The organism is Candidatus Leptofilum sp. (assembly GCF_965223525.1).
Lineage (GTDB): Bacteria > Chloroflexota > Anaerolineae > Promineifilales > Promineifilaceae > Leptofilum.
On the sequence record NZ_CBDCWX010000005.1, the window covers coordinates 2,621,368 to 2,638,613 of the forward strand.

The 17,246-nt window shown below is 54.2% G+C and carries 15 protein-coding genes; 14 read left to right on the forward strand and 1 reads right to left on the reverse strand.

All coding sequences use genetic code 11. The features are described from left to right. Positions 1-18: 18 nt before the first annotated feature. Positions 19-1,275: an ATP-grasp domain-containing protein gene (locus ACOQPM_RS16970; protein ID WP_420630460.1), complete on the forward strand. Its 1,257-nt coding sequence runs from the start codon at positions 19-21 to the stop codon at positions 1,273-1,275. Positions 1,276-1,322: 47 nt separating this feature from the next. On the opposite strand, the gene ACOQPM_RS16975 is transcribed toward ACOQPM_RS16970, so the two are convergent. Further along, the gene (locus tag ACOQPM_RS16975; RefSeq protein WP_420630461.1) at positions 1,323-1,628 is read right to left on the reverse strand and encodes an oxidative damage protection protein; all 306 of its coding nucleotides are present in this window, start codon (positions 1,626-1,628) and stop codon (positions 1,323-1,325) included. Positions 1,629-1,716: 88 nt separating this feature from the next. Between ACOQPM_RS16975 and ACOQPM_RS16980 the strand changes: the two genes are divergently transcribed. From ACOQPM_RS16980 to ACOQPM_RS17040, 13 genes are all read left to right on the forward strand, one after another. Continuing rightward, entirely contained in the window at positions 1,717-2,658 is a 942-nt protein-coding gene (locus tag ACOQPM_RS16980) for a methionyl-tRNA formyltransferase (protein WP_420630462.1), read from the forward strand. Between the two features lie 111 nt (positions 2,659-2,769). Further along, positions 2,770-4,506, forward strand: a complete 1,737-nt coding sequence (locus ACOQPM_RS16985) for an NAD(P)H-dependent oxidoreductase subunit E (RefSeq protein ID WP_420630463.1) — start codon at positions 2,770-2,772, stop codon at positions 4,504-4,506. Between the two features lie 147 nt (positions 4,507-4,653). Then, positions 4,654-5,472 carry a formate dehydrogenase accessory sulfurtransferase FdhD gene (gene fdhD, locus ACOQPM_RS16990; RefSeq protein ID WP_420630464.1) on the forward strand — a complete coding sequence of 273 codons (819 nt, stop codon included), beginning with the start codon at positions 4,654-4,656 and terminating at the stop codon, positions 5,470-5,472. A gap of 5 nt (positions 5,473-5,477) precedes the next feature. Continuing rightward, complete coding sequence (hoxE, locus tag ACOQPM_RS16995; RefSeq protein ID WP_420630465.1) at positions 5,478-5,996, forward strand: bidirectional hydrogenase complex protein HoxE; 519 nt, start codon at positions 5,478-5,480, stop codon at positions 5,994-5,996. Next, a complete protein-coding gene (locus tag ACOQPM_RS17000) occupies positions 5,993-7,690 on the forward strand; it encodes an NADH-ubiquinone oxidoreductase-F iron-sulfur binding region domain-containing protein (protein ID WP_420630466.1) in 1,698 nt (565 codons plus the stop codon). Before hoxE ends, ACOQPM_RS17000 begins: the two co-directional genes overlap by 4 nt. Before the next feature lie 88 nt (positions 7,691-7,778). Continuing rightward, complete coding sequence (gene fdhF / locus ACOQPM_RS17005) at positions 7,779-10,661, forward strand: formate dehydrogenase subunit alpha (protein ID WP_420630467.1); 2,883 nt, start codon at positions 7,779-7,781, stop codon at positions 10,659-10,661. A 173-nt stretch (positions 10,662-10,834) separates the two neighbouring features. Continuing rightward, entirely contained in the window at positions 10,835-11,182 is a 348-nt protein-coding gene (locus ACOQPM_RS17010) for a hypothetical protein (protein WP_420630468.1), read from the forward strand. Between the two features lie 29 nt (positions 11,183-11,211). After that, positions 11,212-11,913 carry a 2Fe-2S iron-sulfur cluster-binding protein gene (locus ACOQPM_RS17015; protein ID WP_420630469.1) on the forward strand — a complete coding sequence of 234 codons (702 nt, stop codon included), beginning with the start codon at positions 11,212-11,214 and terminating at the stop codon, positions 11,911-11,913. A gap of 2 nt (positions 11,914-11,915) precedes the next feature. Beyond that, positions 11,916-12,821, forward strand: coding sequence for a helix-turn-helix domain-containing protein (locus tag ACOQPM_RS17020; RefSeq protein ID WP_420630542.1), 906 nt, complete (start codon positions 11,916-11,918; stop codon positions 12,819-12,821). Between the two features lie 23 nt (positions 12,822-12,844). Next, positions 12,845-13,321, forward strand: coding sequence for a nuclear transport factor 2 family protein (locus ACOQPM_RS17025; RefSeq protein WP_420630470.1), 477 nt, complete (start codon positions 12,845-12,847; stop codon positions 13,319-13,321). A gap of 46 nt (positions 13,322-13,367) precedes the next feature. After that, positions 13,368-15,539 carry a formate dehydrogenase subunit alpha gene (gene fdhF, locus ACOQPM_RS17030; RefSeq protein ID WP_420630471.1) on the forward strand — a complete coding sequence of 724 codons (2,172 nt, stop codon included), beginning with the start codon at positions 13,368-13,370 and terminating at the stop codon, positions 15,537-15,539. 84 nt (positions 15,540-15,623) lie between these two features. Then, positions 15,624-16,415 (forward strand): SDR family oxidoreductase, encoded by a 792-nt coding sequence (locus tag ACOQPM_RS17035; protein ID WP_420630472.1) that lies wholly within the window; start codon positions 15,624-15,626, stop codon positions 16,413-16,415. Between the two features lie 21 nt (positions 16,416-16,436). After that, complete coding sequence (locus ACOQPM_RS17040) at positions 16,437-17,219, forward strand: enoyl-CoA hydratase-related protein (protein WP_420630473.1); 783 nt, start codon at positions 16,437-16,439, stop codon at positions 17,217-17,219. Positions 17,220-17,246 lie beyond the last annotated feature (27 nt).

The following is a 17,246-nucleotide window of genomic DNA, read 5'->3' on the forward strand; positions in this document are numbered from 1 at the left end:
TTTGGCTACAATGGCGTCATGTCTGCAAATGAAAAAACGGTGCTGCTTCTAACCACCCCCCAAAGTTACCGGGCTGACGCTTTTGTGTCTGCGGCGCGTCAATTGGGTATTGCATTGGTCGTAGGAGTAGATTTGCCGGAATCACTAGCCGCTCAATGGGGTGTCCAGCTTCATTTGGACTTTAGCCAGCCAGAAACGGCCGTTACCCACATCATTGAGTTTGCCAAGAAACGGCCGTTAGCCGCCATCATTCCCGTAGACGATGCCGGAGCAGTGCTGGCAGCCCGTGCCAGCCGGGAACTGGGCTTGCCGCACAACAACGTGGCGGCAGCCGAGGCGGCACGGGACAAACACCAAATGCGGCAGATGCTGGCGGCGGCTGGTGTGAACTCCCCAAAATTCAAACGATTTTCTCTTGATGATCCACTATCTGAGATGAACGCGCAGGTTTTGGCCGAGATTGGTTTTCCTTGCGTGGTGAAGCCGCTATACCTGAACGGCAGCCGTGGCGTGATGCGAGCCAACGATGCCACAGAGCTGGCAGCGGTTGTATCTCGGCTGCGAGGAATGTTGCCGAGCGGTGCCGACTTTTTAGTGGAAAGCTATTTGCCTGGGGTGGAGGTGGCGTTGGAGGGAGTGTTGGAAAACGGCCGTCTCCATCCCCTCGCCATTTTTGACAAGCCAGACCCGCTGGAAGGCCCCTTTTTTGAAGAGACAATCTACATGACGCCCTCCTGCCTGCCAGATGAAGTACAGCAGCAAATTGTGGAAACGGCCGCTGCCGGGGCGGCGGCGTTGGGCTTGCAGCTAGGTTCGGTTCATGCAGAACTGCGGGTAAATGAGGCTGGTGCGTGGATTGTGGAGGTGAACGGCCGTTCCATCGGCGGCCTCTGCTCCCAAACGCTCCGGTTTGACATGGGTCTTTCTTTAGAAGAGCTGATTTTGCGGCAAGCGACGGGCTTGCCCGTAAGCCATTTGCAGCGGGAGCAGCAGGCCAGCGGCGTGATGATGATTCCCATTCCCCACGGCGGCATTTTGCGCGGCGTTCGCGGCGTCGCTGCGGCGCAAGCCATCCCCGGCGTGGATGAAGTGACGATTACCGCACCGCTCAACAATCGTCTCGTCCCCTTGCCAGAAGGCGAAAGCTACCTCGGCTTTATCTTCGCCACGGGCAACGCTCCTGCCGAGGTGGAAAACGCACTGCGCCAGGCGCACGCGCAGCTAAATTTTCAAATTGATGAGGAGATTCGGTTGGCGGTAATCGGTAATCAGTGAACGGTAAACGGTAATCGGTTTAGGGATTACCGATAACGGATTACCAATTACTTTTTGCGTGGTGCGGCAGTAGGCGGCGTCCAATCTTCCGGCATTTGGGCACCTGCACCGAAGAAGAACTCATCCATTTGCTCAAACAGAAAGTCGTTAGACCGGGGATCGGCCAGGTTGAGGCCGTAATGGTTGATGAGGATGGTGGATTGCTGCTGCCACATATCCCATGCTTGCCCAGAGATTTCATTGTAGATGCGTTCGCCAAGTGGGCCGGGAAACGGCCGTCGCGGCAATGCCTCTAATTCACGATTCAGCTTGGCACAGTGAACGACAGTGATTGTTTTTTCGTAACGAGCCATAAGGCCCCCTTAATTTCATTTGCTGATTTCTAATGTATCTAATCGTAATTCGACAACCATAAATCGTCAATTTTTAGGTGAGTGAGCTTTGCGCGTTTTATTTTTTGGCATGTTAGGCTCGTTGACACGGCGGCCGCTGGCGGCTTTGTTGGCAACGGGCGTTGACCTTTGTGGCCTGGTGCTTCCTGCCGAAATGGTGCCACCGTTTGAGTTGGTGGATAACGGCCGTTCCCAAACCCCCATCACGCTAATCCACCCCCAGCCACACATCCAAAACCTGCTCCAGAGTAGCCAAACGGCCTCACCGCTGGCATTGGCTGCCAGTTTCAACGTGCCTGCTTTTGCCGTGCGCCAGTTAGCTGCGCCCGAGACGATTGCTACCTTACTTGCCTTGCAGCCCGACCTTATTTGCGTCTCCTGTTTTCCGCATTTGCTGCCGCCAGAAATTTTGCAACTGCCCCGCTTGGGCTGCCTGAATGTGCATCCCTCGCTGCTGCCCCGCTTTCGTGGGCCCGCACCACTCTTTTGGGCATTGCGGGCGGGCGTAGCGCAAACGGGCGTGACGATTCATTTTATGGATGAAAACTTTGATACGGGGGATGTGGTTTTGCAACAGCCGTTTCCCCTTCCAGACGGTATTACCCATGCAGAATTAGAAGCAAAGTTGGCTCAGATAGGTGCAGAGTTACTGGTAGAAGCCGTGCAAAAGTTGGCACTTGGCGAACTGTCACGCCAGCCCCAACCAGCCGGGTTCACCAGCGATCCTTGGCCCACCGATGCAGATTTTGTTCTGGATTTAAGCTGGTCTGCCCGACGTGCCTACAACTTTATGCGCGGCACGATGAATTGGGAACGGCCGTATTTCATTGAGATTACAGGCAGGCGGATTTGGTTAGAAACGGCCGTTGCTTACCAACCAAATGCTCAGCAAAACGAGATTGTTCTCCAGCAAGGCAAGACGCTATTTTCCCAATTTTCACCAGGGATATTACAGGTTGTCATTTTATCTGAGTCATCATTGGTAAACTAATATATCTCAGCTACAATTGTCACAAACCACCCAATCCTTTGTCGCAACCCCGTTTGGCTTACCCCACAATTTTTGAGCCAGATTAGGCGACGAACCGCTAAGGAGTGACCTGTGACCACTGCTGCGCCACCTGTTGATTTGACGTTGCTCACCCGGCTGTTGGAAAGATACAACGGCCGTTCCCGCGAAGCCCTTCTCCCATTTTTACACCAAGCTCAAGAAATTTATGGCTGGCTGCCGCCCGAAGTGCAGGAAGCCATCGGCAAAACGCTGCGCGTGCCCCTAGCCGACATACACGGCGTCATTGAGTTTTACACCATGCTGTACAACAAGCCGACAGCACGCCAGGTGATTCGCGTTTGTGAAGATTTGGCCTGCAGCCAGGAAGGGAGCCACGCCGTCATTCAGGCCATCAGCGAGGCAACCGGGTTGGAACCGGGTGAAACAGACGCCGATTGTAGCCTGACATTTGAAGCAGTGCCCTGCCTGGGCATGTGTGAACACGCCCCCTGCGCCCTAAACGGTGAACGCCCCGCAGGCAGCCTAACGGCCGAAAACGTGCCAGACTTTTTAGCCAATAACTTGCCAGAAGTAAGAGCGCGGCCACGGGGCGGCCCATTCATTAAGCTGGCACGTGTGGGCAAAATCAATCCCGCTAGTTTGGTAGATTATGAAGCCCATGCAGGCTACACCGGCTTGCGTAAAGCGGTGGATATGACCCCAGAACAGCTTATCGAAATGGTAGACAGCTTTGCCATTTTGGGGCGTGGTGGAGCCATGTTCCCCCTCGGCCGCAAATGGTTTTTTACCCGTGGGGCTTCCGACGATCCGCGTAAAAAGCATATCGTCGTCAACGCCGACGAAAGCGAACCTGGCACTTTCAAAGACCGCTGCCTAATGGAAGAAGACCCCTTTGCCGTAATTGAAGCGATGACGATTGCCGCTTACGCCGTCGGTGCCGAAAATGGCTGGATTTTTGTGCGAGGCGAATATCCTCGCGCCCATAACCGTCTGCACCACGCCGTGGATGAGGCGATGAAGGCGGGCTATCTGGGACAAAATATTCTGGGCAAAAAAGGGTTTAACTTTACGGTTCATGTCCGTCTGGGCGCGGGTGCTTACATTTGTGGTGAGGAGACGGCACTATTTGAGGCCATCGAGGGCAAACGGGGCTTTCCACGCATGAAACCGCCATATCCCACGACGCACGGGCTGTTTGGTCAGCCAACGGCCGTCAACAACGTAGAAACCCTCGTCGCCATGTTAGCCGCCCTCACCATCGGCGAAGCCTCTTGGAACATGATTGGCTCAAAGGAATCACCCGGCACCAAGCTGTTTTGCCTCAGTGGCGATGTAGCTGACCCTGGCATTTATGAAGTGCCATTTGGCCTCACCATCCGTAACCTGATTGGCATGGCAGGCGGTGTGCCCAACGGCAAAGCGGTGCAGGCCGTGCTGATGGGCGGAGCAGCCGGGGTCTTCATTGGGTCAGACAAGCTGGACACGCCGCTCACCTACGAAGATGCTCAGGCGGCAGGCATCCCCCTTGGCTCTGGCGTGATTATGGTTTTCGATGAAACGGCCGATCTCCGCCAACACCTATTAGAACTGGCCCACTTTTTTGCCCACGAAAGCTGCGGCAAATGCTTCCCCTGCCAAATCGGCACCCAACGGCAGCTAGAAATTTTAGACCGCATTGCCCACAACGGCGGCCCGCGCCCCAGCGACAAGCAAACCTTGCTCGATGTGGGTTTTACCATGACGGAAACTTCGCTGTGCGGTCTGGGGCAAACGGCCGCTTCCGCCATCGTTAGTGCCATTGAGCTGTGGCCGGAATTGGTTGAATAGCCTGAGGCTTATGCACTTTAGGAATTAAAGTCGGCAACAATTTGGGGTAGGGGCAGACCCCCGTGTCTGCCCGAATTGGGGCGCACACGGGGATGCGCCCCTACCAATACTCGATTTATTAAAAACTAACAGCCTCATGAATCAGGTGTGAACGTGACAAATAACGGCAGCCGCCCAACCATCATCGAAACAGCAGCAGGGGTTCAGCCCACGCAGTACATTTCTTTGGGTGCAGGCGACCCCAAAGATGTGGCTGGCTGGGTGGTGGAAGAAGCCCAAATTTGCATTTCGGTGAATGGTGATGAGCTGGCCACCTTCATGGCCTCGCCGCGTGATCTGGAAGCGATGGCCGTTGGTTTTCTAGCCAACGAAGGCATCATTCAGCATCCCGATGAGATTCGCCACCTGCATCTTTCAAAGAACAACTGTGTGGACGTATGGCTGCACGACACAAATTTTGAGAAACCACGCAAATTTATCATCACCGCTGGCTGCGGCGGTGGCGTGACCTTTGATGATTTATCCGGTGAGCATGAGCCGTTAACGGCAGACTTAGCGGCGACGACAGAGCAATTGGCAGAGTTGATGCGGCAGACCCATTTGGCGGCTGCGTTGTACCAACAGGCACGGGGAATTCATACGGCCGTTCTTGCCACCCCCTCCCAAATTTTGCTGCAAACGGAAGACATTGGCCGCCACAACTGCCTGGACAAGCTGTGCGGGGCAGCATTGTTGGCTGGATTGGACACTGAGGGGAAGATATTGTTGTCGAGCGGCCGTATTTCCAGCGAAATGATCAACAAGGCCCGGCGGCTGGGTACACCCATCGTCTGTTCCCGCACTTCACCAACCAGCCTGTCTGTAGCTTTGGCCAACGCTTGGAACATTACATTGGTCGCTTACCTGCGCCAAAATCGGATGCGAATTTACACCCACTCAAGTCGAATTCTGGATGAAAAGGATTAGTTTCCATGACCACACCACATCCCAGCGGCGACGAACGGTATGCCGCCATTGACCTCACCATGAAGCGGTTCAAGTATGAAAAAGATGCCTTGCTAGAAGTACTCAACGCTGCTCAAGAAACCTTTGGCTACCTCTCCGAAGACCTGCTCATCTACATTTCGCAGCAGCTACATCTGCCTCTCATTCGCGTTTACGGTGTAGCCACCTTTTACCATATGTTCACCTTTGAGCCGCTAGGGGAACACAACGCCATCGTCTGCACCGGCACCGTTTGCCACGTTAAAGGCTCCGACCAAATTGTTAAAACCATTGCCGAAGCGTTTAAGATTGAATCTGGCGAGACTACCCCAGATGGGTTCCTGAGTCTGACCGCTGCTCGCTGCATTGGCAGTTGCGGCTTGGCTCCCGTGGCCGTGCTGGATGGCAAAGTGATGGGCAAAGAAACGCCGCAGGGTATGTTGCGACGCATCGAGGAAATGGTTTCCATGTCCAGAAGAAAGCAACCTGTAGGGAGCCAATCATGAACAACAGCAAACTAGAAACACTGGCACAAAAAGAAAGAGAGCGGCAAGATGGTTTTGAAAAGCGAATTTTTTGCTGCCAAAGCACTGCCTGCCTCTCCGCCGGAGCCGATCTGCTTCAGATGACGCTGGAACAGGGCGTCAGTAAGCAAAACGGGGCTGGGGAAACGGCCGAAATTGTGCGTACCGGCTGTATGGGCTTGTGCAGCCGTGGGCCGCTGGTGCGCGTGGAGGCTAAAAATGAGCCTCCGATCCTTTATGAAGAAGTTACGGCTGATCTTGCCAAACAAATCGCCAGCCACCATCTGGCAACAGACAAAAAGGGGGCACCGGACGACGAAATCCGGCCGCATGACTTTCCCCATTTGCGCTCGCGTAAGCAGCAAGCCGCCACGCCAGAGCGGTTGGCACGTCACGTGCTGCCGCTCGATTCGCCATTTTTTACGAAGCAGGTGCGCGTGGTGTTGAGCGAAACCGGGCTGATCGACCCGGAAAGCCTGGACGATTATTTAGCCCACGGCGGCTACCAGGCGTTGGCGCAAATTTTGAGCAAAATGACCCCGGAGGAAGTATGCGATGAGATTGCTGAAAGTGGTTTGCGTGGGCGTGGTGGGGCGGGCTTCCCCACAGGCGTGAAGTGGAACCTGACCCGCGAAACCGAATCTGAGGAAAAATATGTCATCATCAACGGGGATGAAGGCGATCCGGGTGCCTACATGGATCGCACCATCATGGAGGCCGACCCGCATCGCGTGTTGGAAGGTATGATCATTTGTGCCTATGCGGTTGGCGCCAGCAAAGGGTATCTCTACATCCGGGGCGAGTACCCCGTTGCCATTCAGCGCATCAATAAAGCGATTCGCTCTGCCCGCCGCCGCAAAGTTGTGGGGCGCGGTATTCTCGGCACTGATTTTGACTTCTTCCCAGAGGTTCGCATTGGCGCAGGGGCGTTTGTGTGTGGTGAAGAGACGGCTCTAATTCACTCGATCGAAGGGCAGCGGGGCATTCCGCGCATTCGCCCGCCGTATCCCTCCCAATCCGGTTTGTGGAACGTGCCGACGGTTATTAACAATGTGGAAACGGCCGCAAACGTTCCCTCCATCATCAAAAAAGGGGCAGACTGGTATGCGTCCATCGGCACAGAAAAGAGCAAAGGCACCAAAGTGTTTGCCCTCACCGGGCAGCTACGCAACACGGGGTTGATTGAGGTGCCGATGGGCATCACCCTGCGCGAGATTGTGTATGAGATGGGGGAGGGGGTGCCGAACGGCCGTTCCTTCAAAGCCGCCCAAACGGGTGGCCCCAGCGGGGGCTGCATTCCGGCGGAGCATCTGGACAGCCCAGTGGATTATGAGAATTTGACCAAGCTGGGATCGATTATGGGTTCCGGCGGGCTGGTGATTATTGACGACAGCACCCAAATGCCCGACTTTGCCCGCTTCTTCATTGATTTTTGCGTGGACGAAAGCTGCGGCAAATGTTTGCCCTGCCGTGTGGGAACCGTGCAAATCCGCAACAAGCTAGACAAAATGATCGCGGGCAAAGGCTCTGCCGAAGATTTAGAGAGTCTGGAACGACTCTGCCGCACGGTGCAAACCGCTAGTTTATGCGGCTTGGGCAAATCAGCACCCAACCCGGTACTCAGCACCATGACCTATTTTCGGGATGAATACGAGTCGCTGCTGTCTGACGATTAAAGTATGTGACAGTCACTTCAAAAGTGACTGTCACATTGATGCAAAAAACTTTTGGTTCTGGCTTGTCCAGATTAGGAAGCAACATAAAATGATTACGCTAACGATTGACGGCAAGACGGTCTCTGTGCCATCTGGCACTACCGTCATCGAGGCCGCGCACGCCACCGGCATTGAGGTGCCGCATCTTTGTTACCATCCAGAGCTGTCGGTGTCTGGCGGCTGCCGCATGTGCATGGTGGAGGTGAACGATTGGCCCGCACCCGTGGCGAGCTGCGGCTTACAGTGTGAAGATGGGATGCAAATTCGCACCCAAAGCAGCCAGCTAACAGACCTGCGCCACGATGTGATCGATCTCTTTGTGGCCGAACATCCGCTGGATTGCGTCACCTGCGATAAGGCAGGCACCTGCTCGCTGCAAGATTATGCTTACCAGTACGGCGTCACCGAAACGAGCCACGACTTTGAAATCGGCCGGACTTTGTACCAGGACGACAATCCATTTTTTATACGTGACCATCAGTACTGTATTTTATGCGGCCGTTGCGAGCGCGTCTGTCGGGAAGTGATTGGCGTTAACGCCATCGAGGTGGTGGGGCGCGGCTTTACCAGCCATGTAGCCACCCCGTTTGATGGCCCCATGCTCGACTCCTCCTGCGTTTTTTGCGGCACTTGTGTGCAGATGTGTCCGACGGCCGCACTCATGCCCGTCTCCCGCCTGGGCAAGGGGCGCGAGTGGGAGCTGGATCATGCCAAAACCACCTGCGGTTACTGCGGTGTAGGCTGCCAAATCAGCTACGCCCGCAAAAATGGCGATATTTTGTACGCCGAAGGTGCTGCTGGCAACTCCGTAAATGGCGAAACGCTATGCACCAAAGGGCGGTACGGTTGGGACTTTGCTACCCACAAAGACCGCCTCACCAGCCCCATGCTGCGCCGCGATTTGGCTTATGAAATGGGTCTCACCGATGAGCCATGGGAACTGCCTACCAAATCACCGCTGGCCGTCCGCAAACCAAAGGTGGAAGATAGCTTTGTGCCGATTGGCTGGGACACTGCCTTGAAGCTGGTGGGTGAAAAGTTTGCCGAAACCGCCAAAACACACGGCCCGGATGCGTTCATGGGTTTGGCCTCAGCCCGCTGCACCAATGAAGACAATTACATCTTCCAAAAATTTATGCGGGCGGGCATTGGCACGAATAATCTGGATCATTGCGCCCGTCTCTGACACAGCTCAACCGTTGCAGGCCTCGTGAAGGCCTTCGGAAGTGGGGCAATGAGTAACTCAATCGCAGAAATTCGGGATGCGGACTGCATTTTTATTACTGGCTCAAATACGGCCGAATCCCATCCCGTCATCAGTTACGAAGTGGTGCGGGCGGTGCAGGGCGGCGCCAATCTCATCATCGTGGACCCGCGACGCATCCCGCTGGTGGATCACGCCACGCTGTTCTTGCAAATCAAGCCGGGTACAGACATTTACGTCTTTCTGGCGATTATGCACGTCATCATCCGGGATGGATTGGCAGATGAAGATTTCATTGCGGCGCGGACAGAAGGGTATGAAGCGTTCCGTGATGTGGTGAAAGCGTACACGCCGGAGATGGCTTCGTTGGAGTCGGGGGTTCCTGTGGAACTCATTGAGCAGGCGGCGCGGATTTATGCGACGGGTGAACGGGTAGACGGTCGTTCCAAACACAACTCTCCACGCGGCCACAGCGGTATTTTTTACGCCATGGGCATCACCCAGCGCAGCAACGGCACCGACATGGTGATGACACTGGCCAATCTAGCTATGCTGTGCGGGCAGGTGGGCAAGCCGTCCACCGGGGTGAATCCGCTGCGGGGCCAGGCCAACGTGCAGGGCGCGTGCGACCTGGGCTGTTTGGTCAACGTCTACCCTGGCTACCAGGCTGTCACCGATGATGCCAAGCGACAGGCCATTGCCAAATCGTGGCAGGTGGAGTCGCTGCCGGGTCAGATTGGGTTAACCATCGTGGAAGCGATGCACGCCGCGCATGAGGGCAAGGTGCGGGCCATGTACGTGATGGGCGAAAACCCGATGATGTCTGACCCCAACACCACCCATGTCGAGGCGGCCATTCGCAAACTGGACTTTTTGGTGGTGCAAGACATCTTCCTGAACGAAACGGGGCAGTTGGCCCATCTGCTGCTGCCTGCGGCCTCTTCGCTGGAGAAGCACGGCACTTTCACCAACACGGAGCGGCGCGTGCAGCGCATCCAGCCTATCTTGCCCTCGCCCGGTGAAGCGTGGCCGGACTGGAAAATTACGGCCGAAATTGCCGCCCACTTTGATGCGGCGATGGGCATTGACCGGGGCGACCCGAACTATTGGCGGTATGAGGATACGGCCGAAATCTTCGACGAACTAACAGAAGTCACACCGATTTATGCGGGGATGGGTTATGACAGATTGACTGATTTCGGTTTGCAATGGCCTTGCCCCACGCCAGATCATCCCGGTACGCCGATTTTGCACACCGAAGCGTTTGCGCGTGGCTTGGGCAAATTCCACGCCATTGAAGCCAAAGACCCGGCCGAGCAGACGGACGAGGAGTATCCGCTCATTTTGACAACGGGGCGGGTGCTGTATCATTACCACACCGGCACACAAACGCGGCGCAGTGGCCCACTGGATTGGCGCGAGCCGCGCGGCTACGTGGAAATCAACGCGGTGGATGCGGCAGCGATCCAGCTTGAGGATAATCAGGCGGTGGTCATCAAAAGTCGGCGGGGCGAGGTGCGTACCAAAGCGCAAATTAGCGCCGATGTACCGCCGGGGACGATTTTTCTGGCGTTCCACTGGCGTGAGGCTCCGGCCAACATGCTGACGCAAGATTTTGCGCTTGATCCGGTGGCTAAGATACCCGAATATAAGGTAACGGCCGTTCGCATCGAAAATCCGCGTGCTAAGCTGCTGAAAAAACGCGCGGCCAAAGAAAAAACACCATAAGTTGCTCTGGCTGTGGCCGGTGTCTTCACCGTGCCACTTGGCGGCACGGTCTGAAGACCCGGCCACAGCACCTTGATGGTTACAAAGAAAAAACACCATAGGTTTGTGTGTGAGTCAGATCCCTAACTGGCTCCCGCAAACGACAATACGATTCGACAGTGAGAAATAACGGTGTGAAAAAACGCTGGATAAATCGGCCGTTCGGTAAAGGCTTCCTGGGTGGTATTGTCACAATGGCAGCTTGTTCTCTGTCCATGCCTTTTTCTGATCGCTTTGAGCCGACTTTCGATTCCGATTCAGGGGGAATTGTTCTTACCATTATTGTTAATTTAGGAATGCCGTTGGCAATTTTGCTTTTGGTCGGCTGGCTTGCCAATAAGGCTTTAGGTAACTTTGGCTTTGAGGGATTTAAGATTAGCGAAGAATTTCAGGCGAAAGGCTGTTTAGGCTATGTAGCTGGGGGATTTGCTTATGTTATAGCTTCAATTGTGACTTTATCCTTGATCTTAATCCTAACGTGAGCATTATAAAAAGATTCACGGAGAAAAATATGAGTGACACCGTAACGCTGAAAATAGATGGTCAAGAAGTGACCGTTGCCAAAGGCACAACGATTTTGGATGCGGCCGCACAAATCGGCATTAAAATTCCAGTCATTTGTTACCATCCGCACCTGACGGCCAACGGGCTGTGCCGCATTTGCTCAGTGGATGCTGGGCATCGGGTGCAGTTGGCAGCTTGCGTCACTGAATGCAGCGACGGCATGGAAATTGTTACCAACTCAGAAGATGTGCAGCGCGGGCGGCGCACCCTTTTGGAAATGTTGGCTTCAACAGTTAACGTGGACGAATCTCCAGAAATCCTCGACTTGATGGACAGCTACGAAGCGGAACCGCTCCGTTTTGCCGATGCCCAGCCGCGCACGACCCCCATCTACGACGACAATCCATTTTATTTGCGCGATTACAACCAGTGCATCAACTGTTGGCGCTGCGTGCAGGTTTGTGCTGATGATGCTCAGTTTGCCTTTGCACTCAGTTTTGACGGCCGTGGCTATGAAACTCAAATTGGTACCTTCAATGGCAACGGCATGATGGACACGACTTGTGTGTTCTGTGGCCAATGTGTGGGCGTTTGCCCCACTGGGGCGTTGAAGCCGAAGCGGCAAGCCTTGTTGGAAGAGGGTGTTGATCCAGACTCCATTTTTGAGCAAACGCGACGCAAGCGAAAAGGCAAAAAGAAAAAATCGTGATAATGAATACGGCCGTTACCCTCAATCTTTGGCCTCAAATATTGACTGCACACGGTAAAATTGTGCAATCTTTGCCGTCAACTACCCGACAGGCAATGATGTCATTGGTTGAATCGCTTGGCGTTGAGCCGAGGCATCTTTTTCATTTGATTTACATTGTTGAAAATTTTGATCCGAAGATGCTCTCAACGGCCGTTTATCAACGACGCGATCCCTTTGATCATCGTGATGTTGTTGATTCGTTTTGGGCAGCTTGCTTGGAGACTGGTCTGCTACAAAATCATGATGAGCGAATGCAGATCACAGAAAAAGCAGCATCGGCTTGGCGGCAACGCTGGCACTTTTTGAACGAAGCGCTGGCTGATTTGGCATTACTGCCAGAGAGTAAACTGGTGAAGATAAATGAGCTATTGGCAAGCGTGGTAGCAGAAACGGCCATTTACGCCGAGACTTCTTCCGCATGGGCTTTCACCACACGCCGACAACTTGGGTTGAAGCCACCTGTGGATGCCCTAGCGCCGCTAGCCCAGTTTATCGAGTTGCGTATGGATTTAGGTGCTTTTCGAGACGACGCTCACTTGGCTGCCTGGCGTATTCAGCATGATGTTTCGCCTCACGCCTGGGAAATTTTGGGTATGATCTGGTCGCAGCAAGTCGCTACCGAAGACAGATTGGTAGAAGATTTGGCTCGTCGCGGCTTTTCACAACGAGAAACGGCCGTTGCCCTCAAGAATCTACAAAAATTGGGCTGGGTGGCTCAAAATGTCACAGAATATTCTTTGACTGAAGAAGGACAGACCATACGCGAAACGGCCGAACAGAAAACAAACGAAATCTTTTATCAACCCTGGTCAGTTTTATCAACCTCAGAGCTAGATGTTTTGCAGCGACACTTGTCTGAATTTTAAAACGCCTGAGAAAAGAGAGATCAATGCAAGAAAATCAGCAGCTCATTCGCAATTTTTACACGGCTTTTCAGAAGCGGGATTATGCAGGCATGAACGCTTGCTATCATCCAGAGGTTCACTTTTCTGACCCGGCATTTGGTGATTTGTATGGCAAGCAGGCGATGGCGATGTGGCATATGTTGTGTGAGCGTGGCAAGGATTTGCAGATTACATTCCGGGATGTGCTGGCGACGCAAAACAGCGGCCAGACACACTGGGAGGCAGTATACATATTCTCGACTGGGCGTAAGGTACACAACCGCATTGACGCTCATTTCAACTTCGCAGATGGCTTAATCATTCGTCACGCCGATGATTTTGACTTTTACCGCTGGATGCGGATGGCATTGGGTATTCCGGGGTTGTTGGCAGGCTGGACACCCATGATGCAGAAGAAGGTGAGGGAAATGGCCGTTTCTGGTCTGGAGAAATTCATCGCCAATCATCCCGAATATCAATAATAAAAAGAGGAAACCCTACAGAGAAACAATACTTGGAGGAACTCCGATGATTACACCGGATAAGACAGTAAGAACCACCTGCCCATACTGCGGTGTGGGTTGCCAAATGCAGTTGCAGGTGAAAGATGATTACATTTATGCAGTCGAAGCCCCGTTTGATGCCGCGCCCAACTACGGCATGTTGTGCGTCAAGGGACGATTTGGTACGGATTATGTCAAGCACCCCGGTCGCGTAAAAACGCCGCTCATCCGGGCAAATATGGAAGAGGGGCGCAGTGCCAAGCCCGTGTGGCGCGAAGCCACCTGGGACGAAGCCCTGGACTTCGTGGCAGACAATCTGGCTCGCATTGCCCAAGAAAGCGGCGGCGACGCCATTGCCAGTTACGCCAGCGCCAAAGCCACCAACGAAGACAACTACATCTTCCAAAAGGTGATGCGGGCTCTGATTCGCACCAACAATGTGGATCACTGTGCTCGACTGTGCCATGCGGGTTCCGTGACTGGTTTGCAGCTTTCAATCGGCTCCAGCGCCATGTCCAACTCCATTGCCGAAATGGAAAATTTGGAAGCATTTATTGTGACCGGTTCCAATACCACTGAAACCCATCCGGTGATTTCCAACTTCCTCAAGAAGGCAGTGCGTAAAAATGGGGCGAAGCTGATTGTAGTTGATCCACGCCGGATTGAGATGACCGACTTTTCTACCGTCTGGCTGCGCCAAAACCCTGGCACGGATGTAGCTGTTTTCCAGGCAATGGCGCACGTGGTCGTGAAAGAAAAGCTGTATGACGAAGAATTTATCGCCGAGCGGACGGAAGGCTTCAACGACTATTTAGAATCGCTGGAGGAGTTTACGCCAGAGTGGGCAGAGACGGTTAGCGGCGTACCTGCTGACGACATTCGGGCAGCGGCGCGGATTTATGCCAAAGCAGAACGCGCTTCTATTTATTGGGGCATGGGCATTAGCCAAAGTACGCACGGCACGGACAACACGCTCTCGCTGGTGAATTTGGCGATGATGTGCGGCCATGTGGGCAAAGCGGGAACGGGGGTGAATCCATTGCGCGGCCAAAACAACGTACAGGGCTGCTCAGATAGCGGTGGCTTGCCCAACGTGTTTACCGCTTACCAAAACGTGGCTGATCCGGCAACGAAGGCCAAATTTGAGGAATTTTGGGGGACTGAGTTGAATCCGCAGCCCGGTTTGACGGCGACGGAGATGGTGACTGGAGCGTTGCATGGCTCGGTGCGGGGCATGTTTGTCCTAGGTGAAAACCCCATGATGAGTGAGCCAAATCAGCACCACACGCGCCATTCGTTAGAGCAGCTAGATTTTATGGTGTGTCAAGACATCTTCATTAACGAGACGGGCGAAATGGCGGACGTTATTTTGCCCGCAACGAGCTTTGCGGAAAAAGACGGCACGTTTACGAACACAGACAGGCGGGTGCAGCGGTGCCGTACGGCCGTTCCCCCCGTAGGCAACTCCCGCGCAGATTGGGACATCTTGTGTGATCTCGGCCGTCGCATTGAGCAGCGGCTGGGGCTGGAACTGACCAATGGCTTCGATTTTTCTCATCCCAGCGAGATTTGGGAAGAGATGCGCCAGCTAACGCCAGATTTTTGGGGCATTGATTATGACCGGCTTGAGCGCGAGGGTGGCGTTCATTGGCCGTGTCCCAGCTTTGATCATCCCGGTACGCCCTTCCTCTTTGCTGATGGCTTCCCGCGAGGGCGGGGCAAGTTCTGGGAAGTTGAGTATGGCACAAAATCAGAGCAGCCAGATGCGGACTATCCGTTCAATCTCAGCACCGGGCGAGTGCTGTACCACTGGAGTGGCAGCACGATGACGGGGCGTTCTTCATTGGAAAATGTGTACCCCGAGGCGACGTGCGAGATGCACCCGGACGATGCTAGAGATTTAGGATTGGAGACTGGCGATTGGGTTACTGTTGCTTCTCGGCGTGGTGAAATTACGTTGCGACTGTTGGTGACAGAGCGCTCGTTGCCCAAAACCATCTTTGTACCGTTTCACTTTGCCGAGGCGGCGGCGAATTTGCTGACGCTGGATCGGGTGGATGATCGGGCGAAGATACCGGATTACAAGAATACGGCCGTTCGCATCCAAAAAAGTAGCCCACCCGAAGGTTGGGACGAAGGCTACGAAGAACCGCTGTTGGAGCGAGGTGCTATCAAAGACCCGGTGCAAATTCATTAAGAATTGGCCACAGCGAACATAGAGGAAAAGAGAAATTCTCTAAAAACTCTGTGTGCTCTGTGGCAAAAAAAGGGAATTTTTGGTATGGAGCTTGGCCTAAAAAACAAAGTGATTATGGTAGCGGCAGCCAGCAAAGGGCTTGGCTACGGCATTGCCCAAGCTGTGGCGCAAGAGGGTGCGCGTGTTTCCGTTGGTAGCCGCACCGAGGCCGATATTTTGGCTGCGGCAGATGCACTGCGCCGCGAAACTGGTGCGGAAACGCTGGGCAGCGTGCTAGATGCGCGGGATGCGGCTTCCATAAACAATTGGGTCGAGGCAACTGTGGCTAAATTTGGCGGCGTGGATGGCTTGGTTGTGAATGCCGGTGGCCCACCAGCCGGGGGCTTTGATGATTTTGACGATGCCGCCTGGCAAGCTGCGTTTGAACTGACCATGATGAGCAGCGTGCGGATGATTCGCGCTGCACTGCCGCACCTGCGGGTGCGCGGTGGCGGCTCGATATTGGCTGTGACCTCTTCGTCGGTGAAGGAGCCAATTGATATTTTGTTGCTGTCTAACGTGATGCGCTCTGGGGTGGTGAGCTTGCTCAAGAGCCTGTCGCGGGAGATGGCTCCAGAGAAGATTCGGGTAAACAATTTGGTGCCGGGGCGCATTTTAACAGACCGGGTGAAATCGCTGGATGCAATTGGTGCGAAAAGCAGTGGACGCAGCGTGGCGGAGCAGCAGGCAATGCAGGAAGCTCAAATTCCGTGGGGACGGTACGGCACGATTGAGGAATTTGGTCGGGCGGGGGCTTTTTTGCTGTCGGATGCGGCCAGCTACATTACGGGCGAAACGCTGATTGTAGATGGTGGGGCGATGAAGACTGTATGGTAATGGTTAATTTTGAGGGTTGTTGTGAGTGAGGTTGCGTTGCGGCAGGATGGGACGGTGTTGACGGTGGCATTGAATCGGCCAGAGGTGCATAATGCCATGACGCCGACGATGATTAAGGAATTAACGGCCGTTTTCCAATCAATCCCTGAAAAAGAAGATGTGCGGGTGGTGGTGCTGACGGGCAACGGCCGTTCCTTCTGTGCTGGAGCTGACTTGAGCTTCATGCGGGCGGCTGCCGATTATACTTTTGCCGAAAATGTGCAGGATGGCGAGGGTATTTTTGACCTGATGCTGATGATTGAGCAATGCCCACGTCCGGTTGTGGGTCGCATAAATGGGGCAGCGATTGGCGGCGGTGTGGGGCTGGTAAGCTGCTGCGACATTGTGGTGGCGGTAGATAGCGCCAAATTTGGCTTTAGCGAAGCACGGCTGGGCATTGTGCCTGCGGTTATCTCACCGTTTGTGGTGGGTAAAATTGGGGTGGGCAACGCCCGTGAACTGTTTTTGACCGGGGAGCGGTTTGATGCGGCAAAAGCGCAGCAGATAGGGCTGGTGAATCATGTGGTGGCAGAGGATGAGTTGGATACGGCCGTTTCCGAACGCATCCATCAACTCCTCCAGGCTGCCCCCGGTGCCCAAGCTGCCGCCAAAGCACTCATTCGCCAGGTGGCATACCAGCCCAAAGCGGCAATGCGCGGCACCACTTCGGAACTGATTGCCCGCCTGCGCGACAGCGACGAGGGGCGCGAAGGGATGAGTTCTTTCCTGGAAAAGCGTAAACCCTGGTGGCAAGAAAATAACTGAGATGAAAATTCACACTGATTTTTTTGT

What these genes read in the sequence shown, in the direction of transcription:
- hoxE (WP_420630465.1), top strand. Translation starts at nt 5,478, where the DNA reads ATGACCACACCACATCCCAGCGGCGACGAACGGTATGCCGCCATTGAC.
- ACOQPM_RS17025 (WP_420630470.1), top strand. Translation starts at nt 12,845, where the DNA reads ATGCAAGAAAATCAGCAGCTCATTCGCAATTTTTACACGGCTTTTCAG.
- ACOQPM_RS17020 (WP_420630542.1), top strand. Translation starts at nt 11,916, where the DNA reads ATGAATACGGCCGTTACCCTCAATCTTTGGCCTCAAATATTGACTGCA.
- fdhF (WP_420630471.1), top strand. Translation starts at nt 13,368, where the DNA reads ATGATTACACCGGATAAGACAGTAAGAACCACCTGCCCATACTGCGGT.
- ACOQPM_RS17015 (WP_420630469.1), top strand. Translation starts at nt 11,212, where the DNA reads ATGAGTGACACCGTAACGCTGAAAATAGATGGTCAAGAAGTGACCGTT.
- ACOQPM_RS17000 (WP_420630466.1), top strand. Translation starts at nt 5,993, where the DNA reads ATGAACAACAGCAAACTAGAAACACTGGCACAAAAAGAAAGAGAGCGG.
- ACOQPM_RS16975 (WP_420630461.1), bottom strand. Translation starts at nt 1,628, where the DNA reads ATGGCTCGTTACGAAAAAACAATCACTGTCGTTCACTGTGCCAAGCTG.
- ACOQPM_RS16970 (WP_420630460.1), top strand. Translation starts at nt 19, where the DNA reads ATGTCTGCAAATGAAAAAACGGTGCTGCTTCTAACCACCCCCCAAAGT.
- ACOQPM_RS17035 (WP_420630472.1), top strand. Translation starts at nt 15,624, where the DNA reads ATGGAGCTTGGCCTAAAAAACAAAGTGATTATGGTAGCGGCAGCCAGC.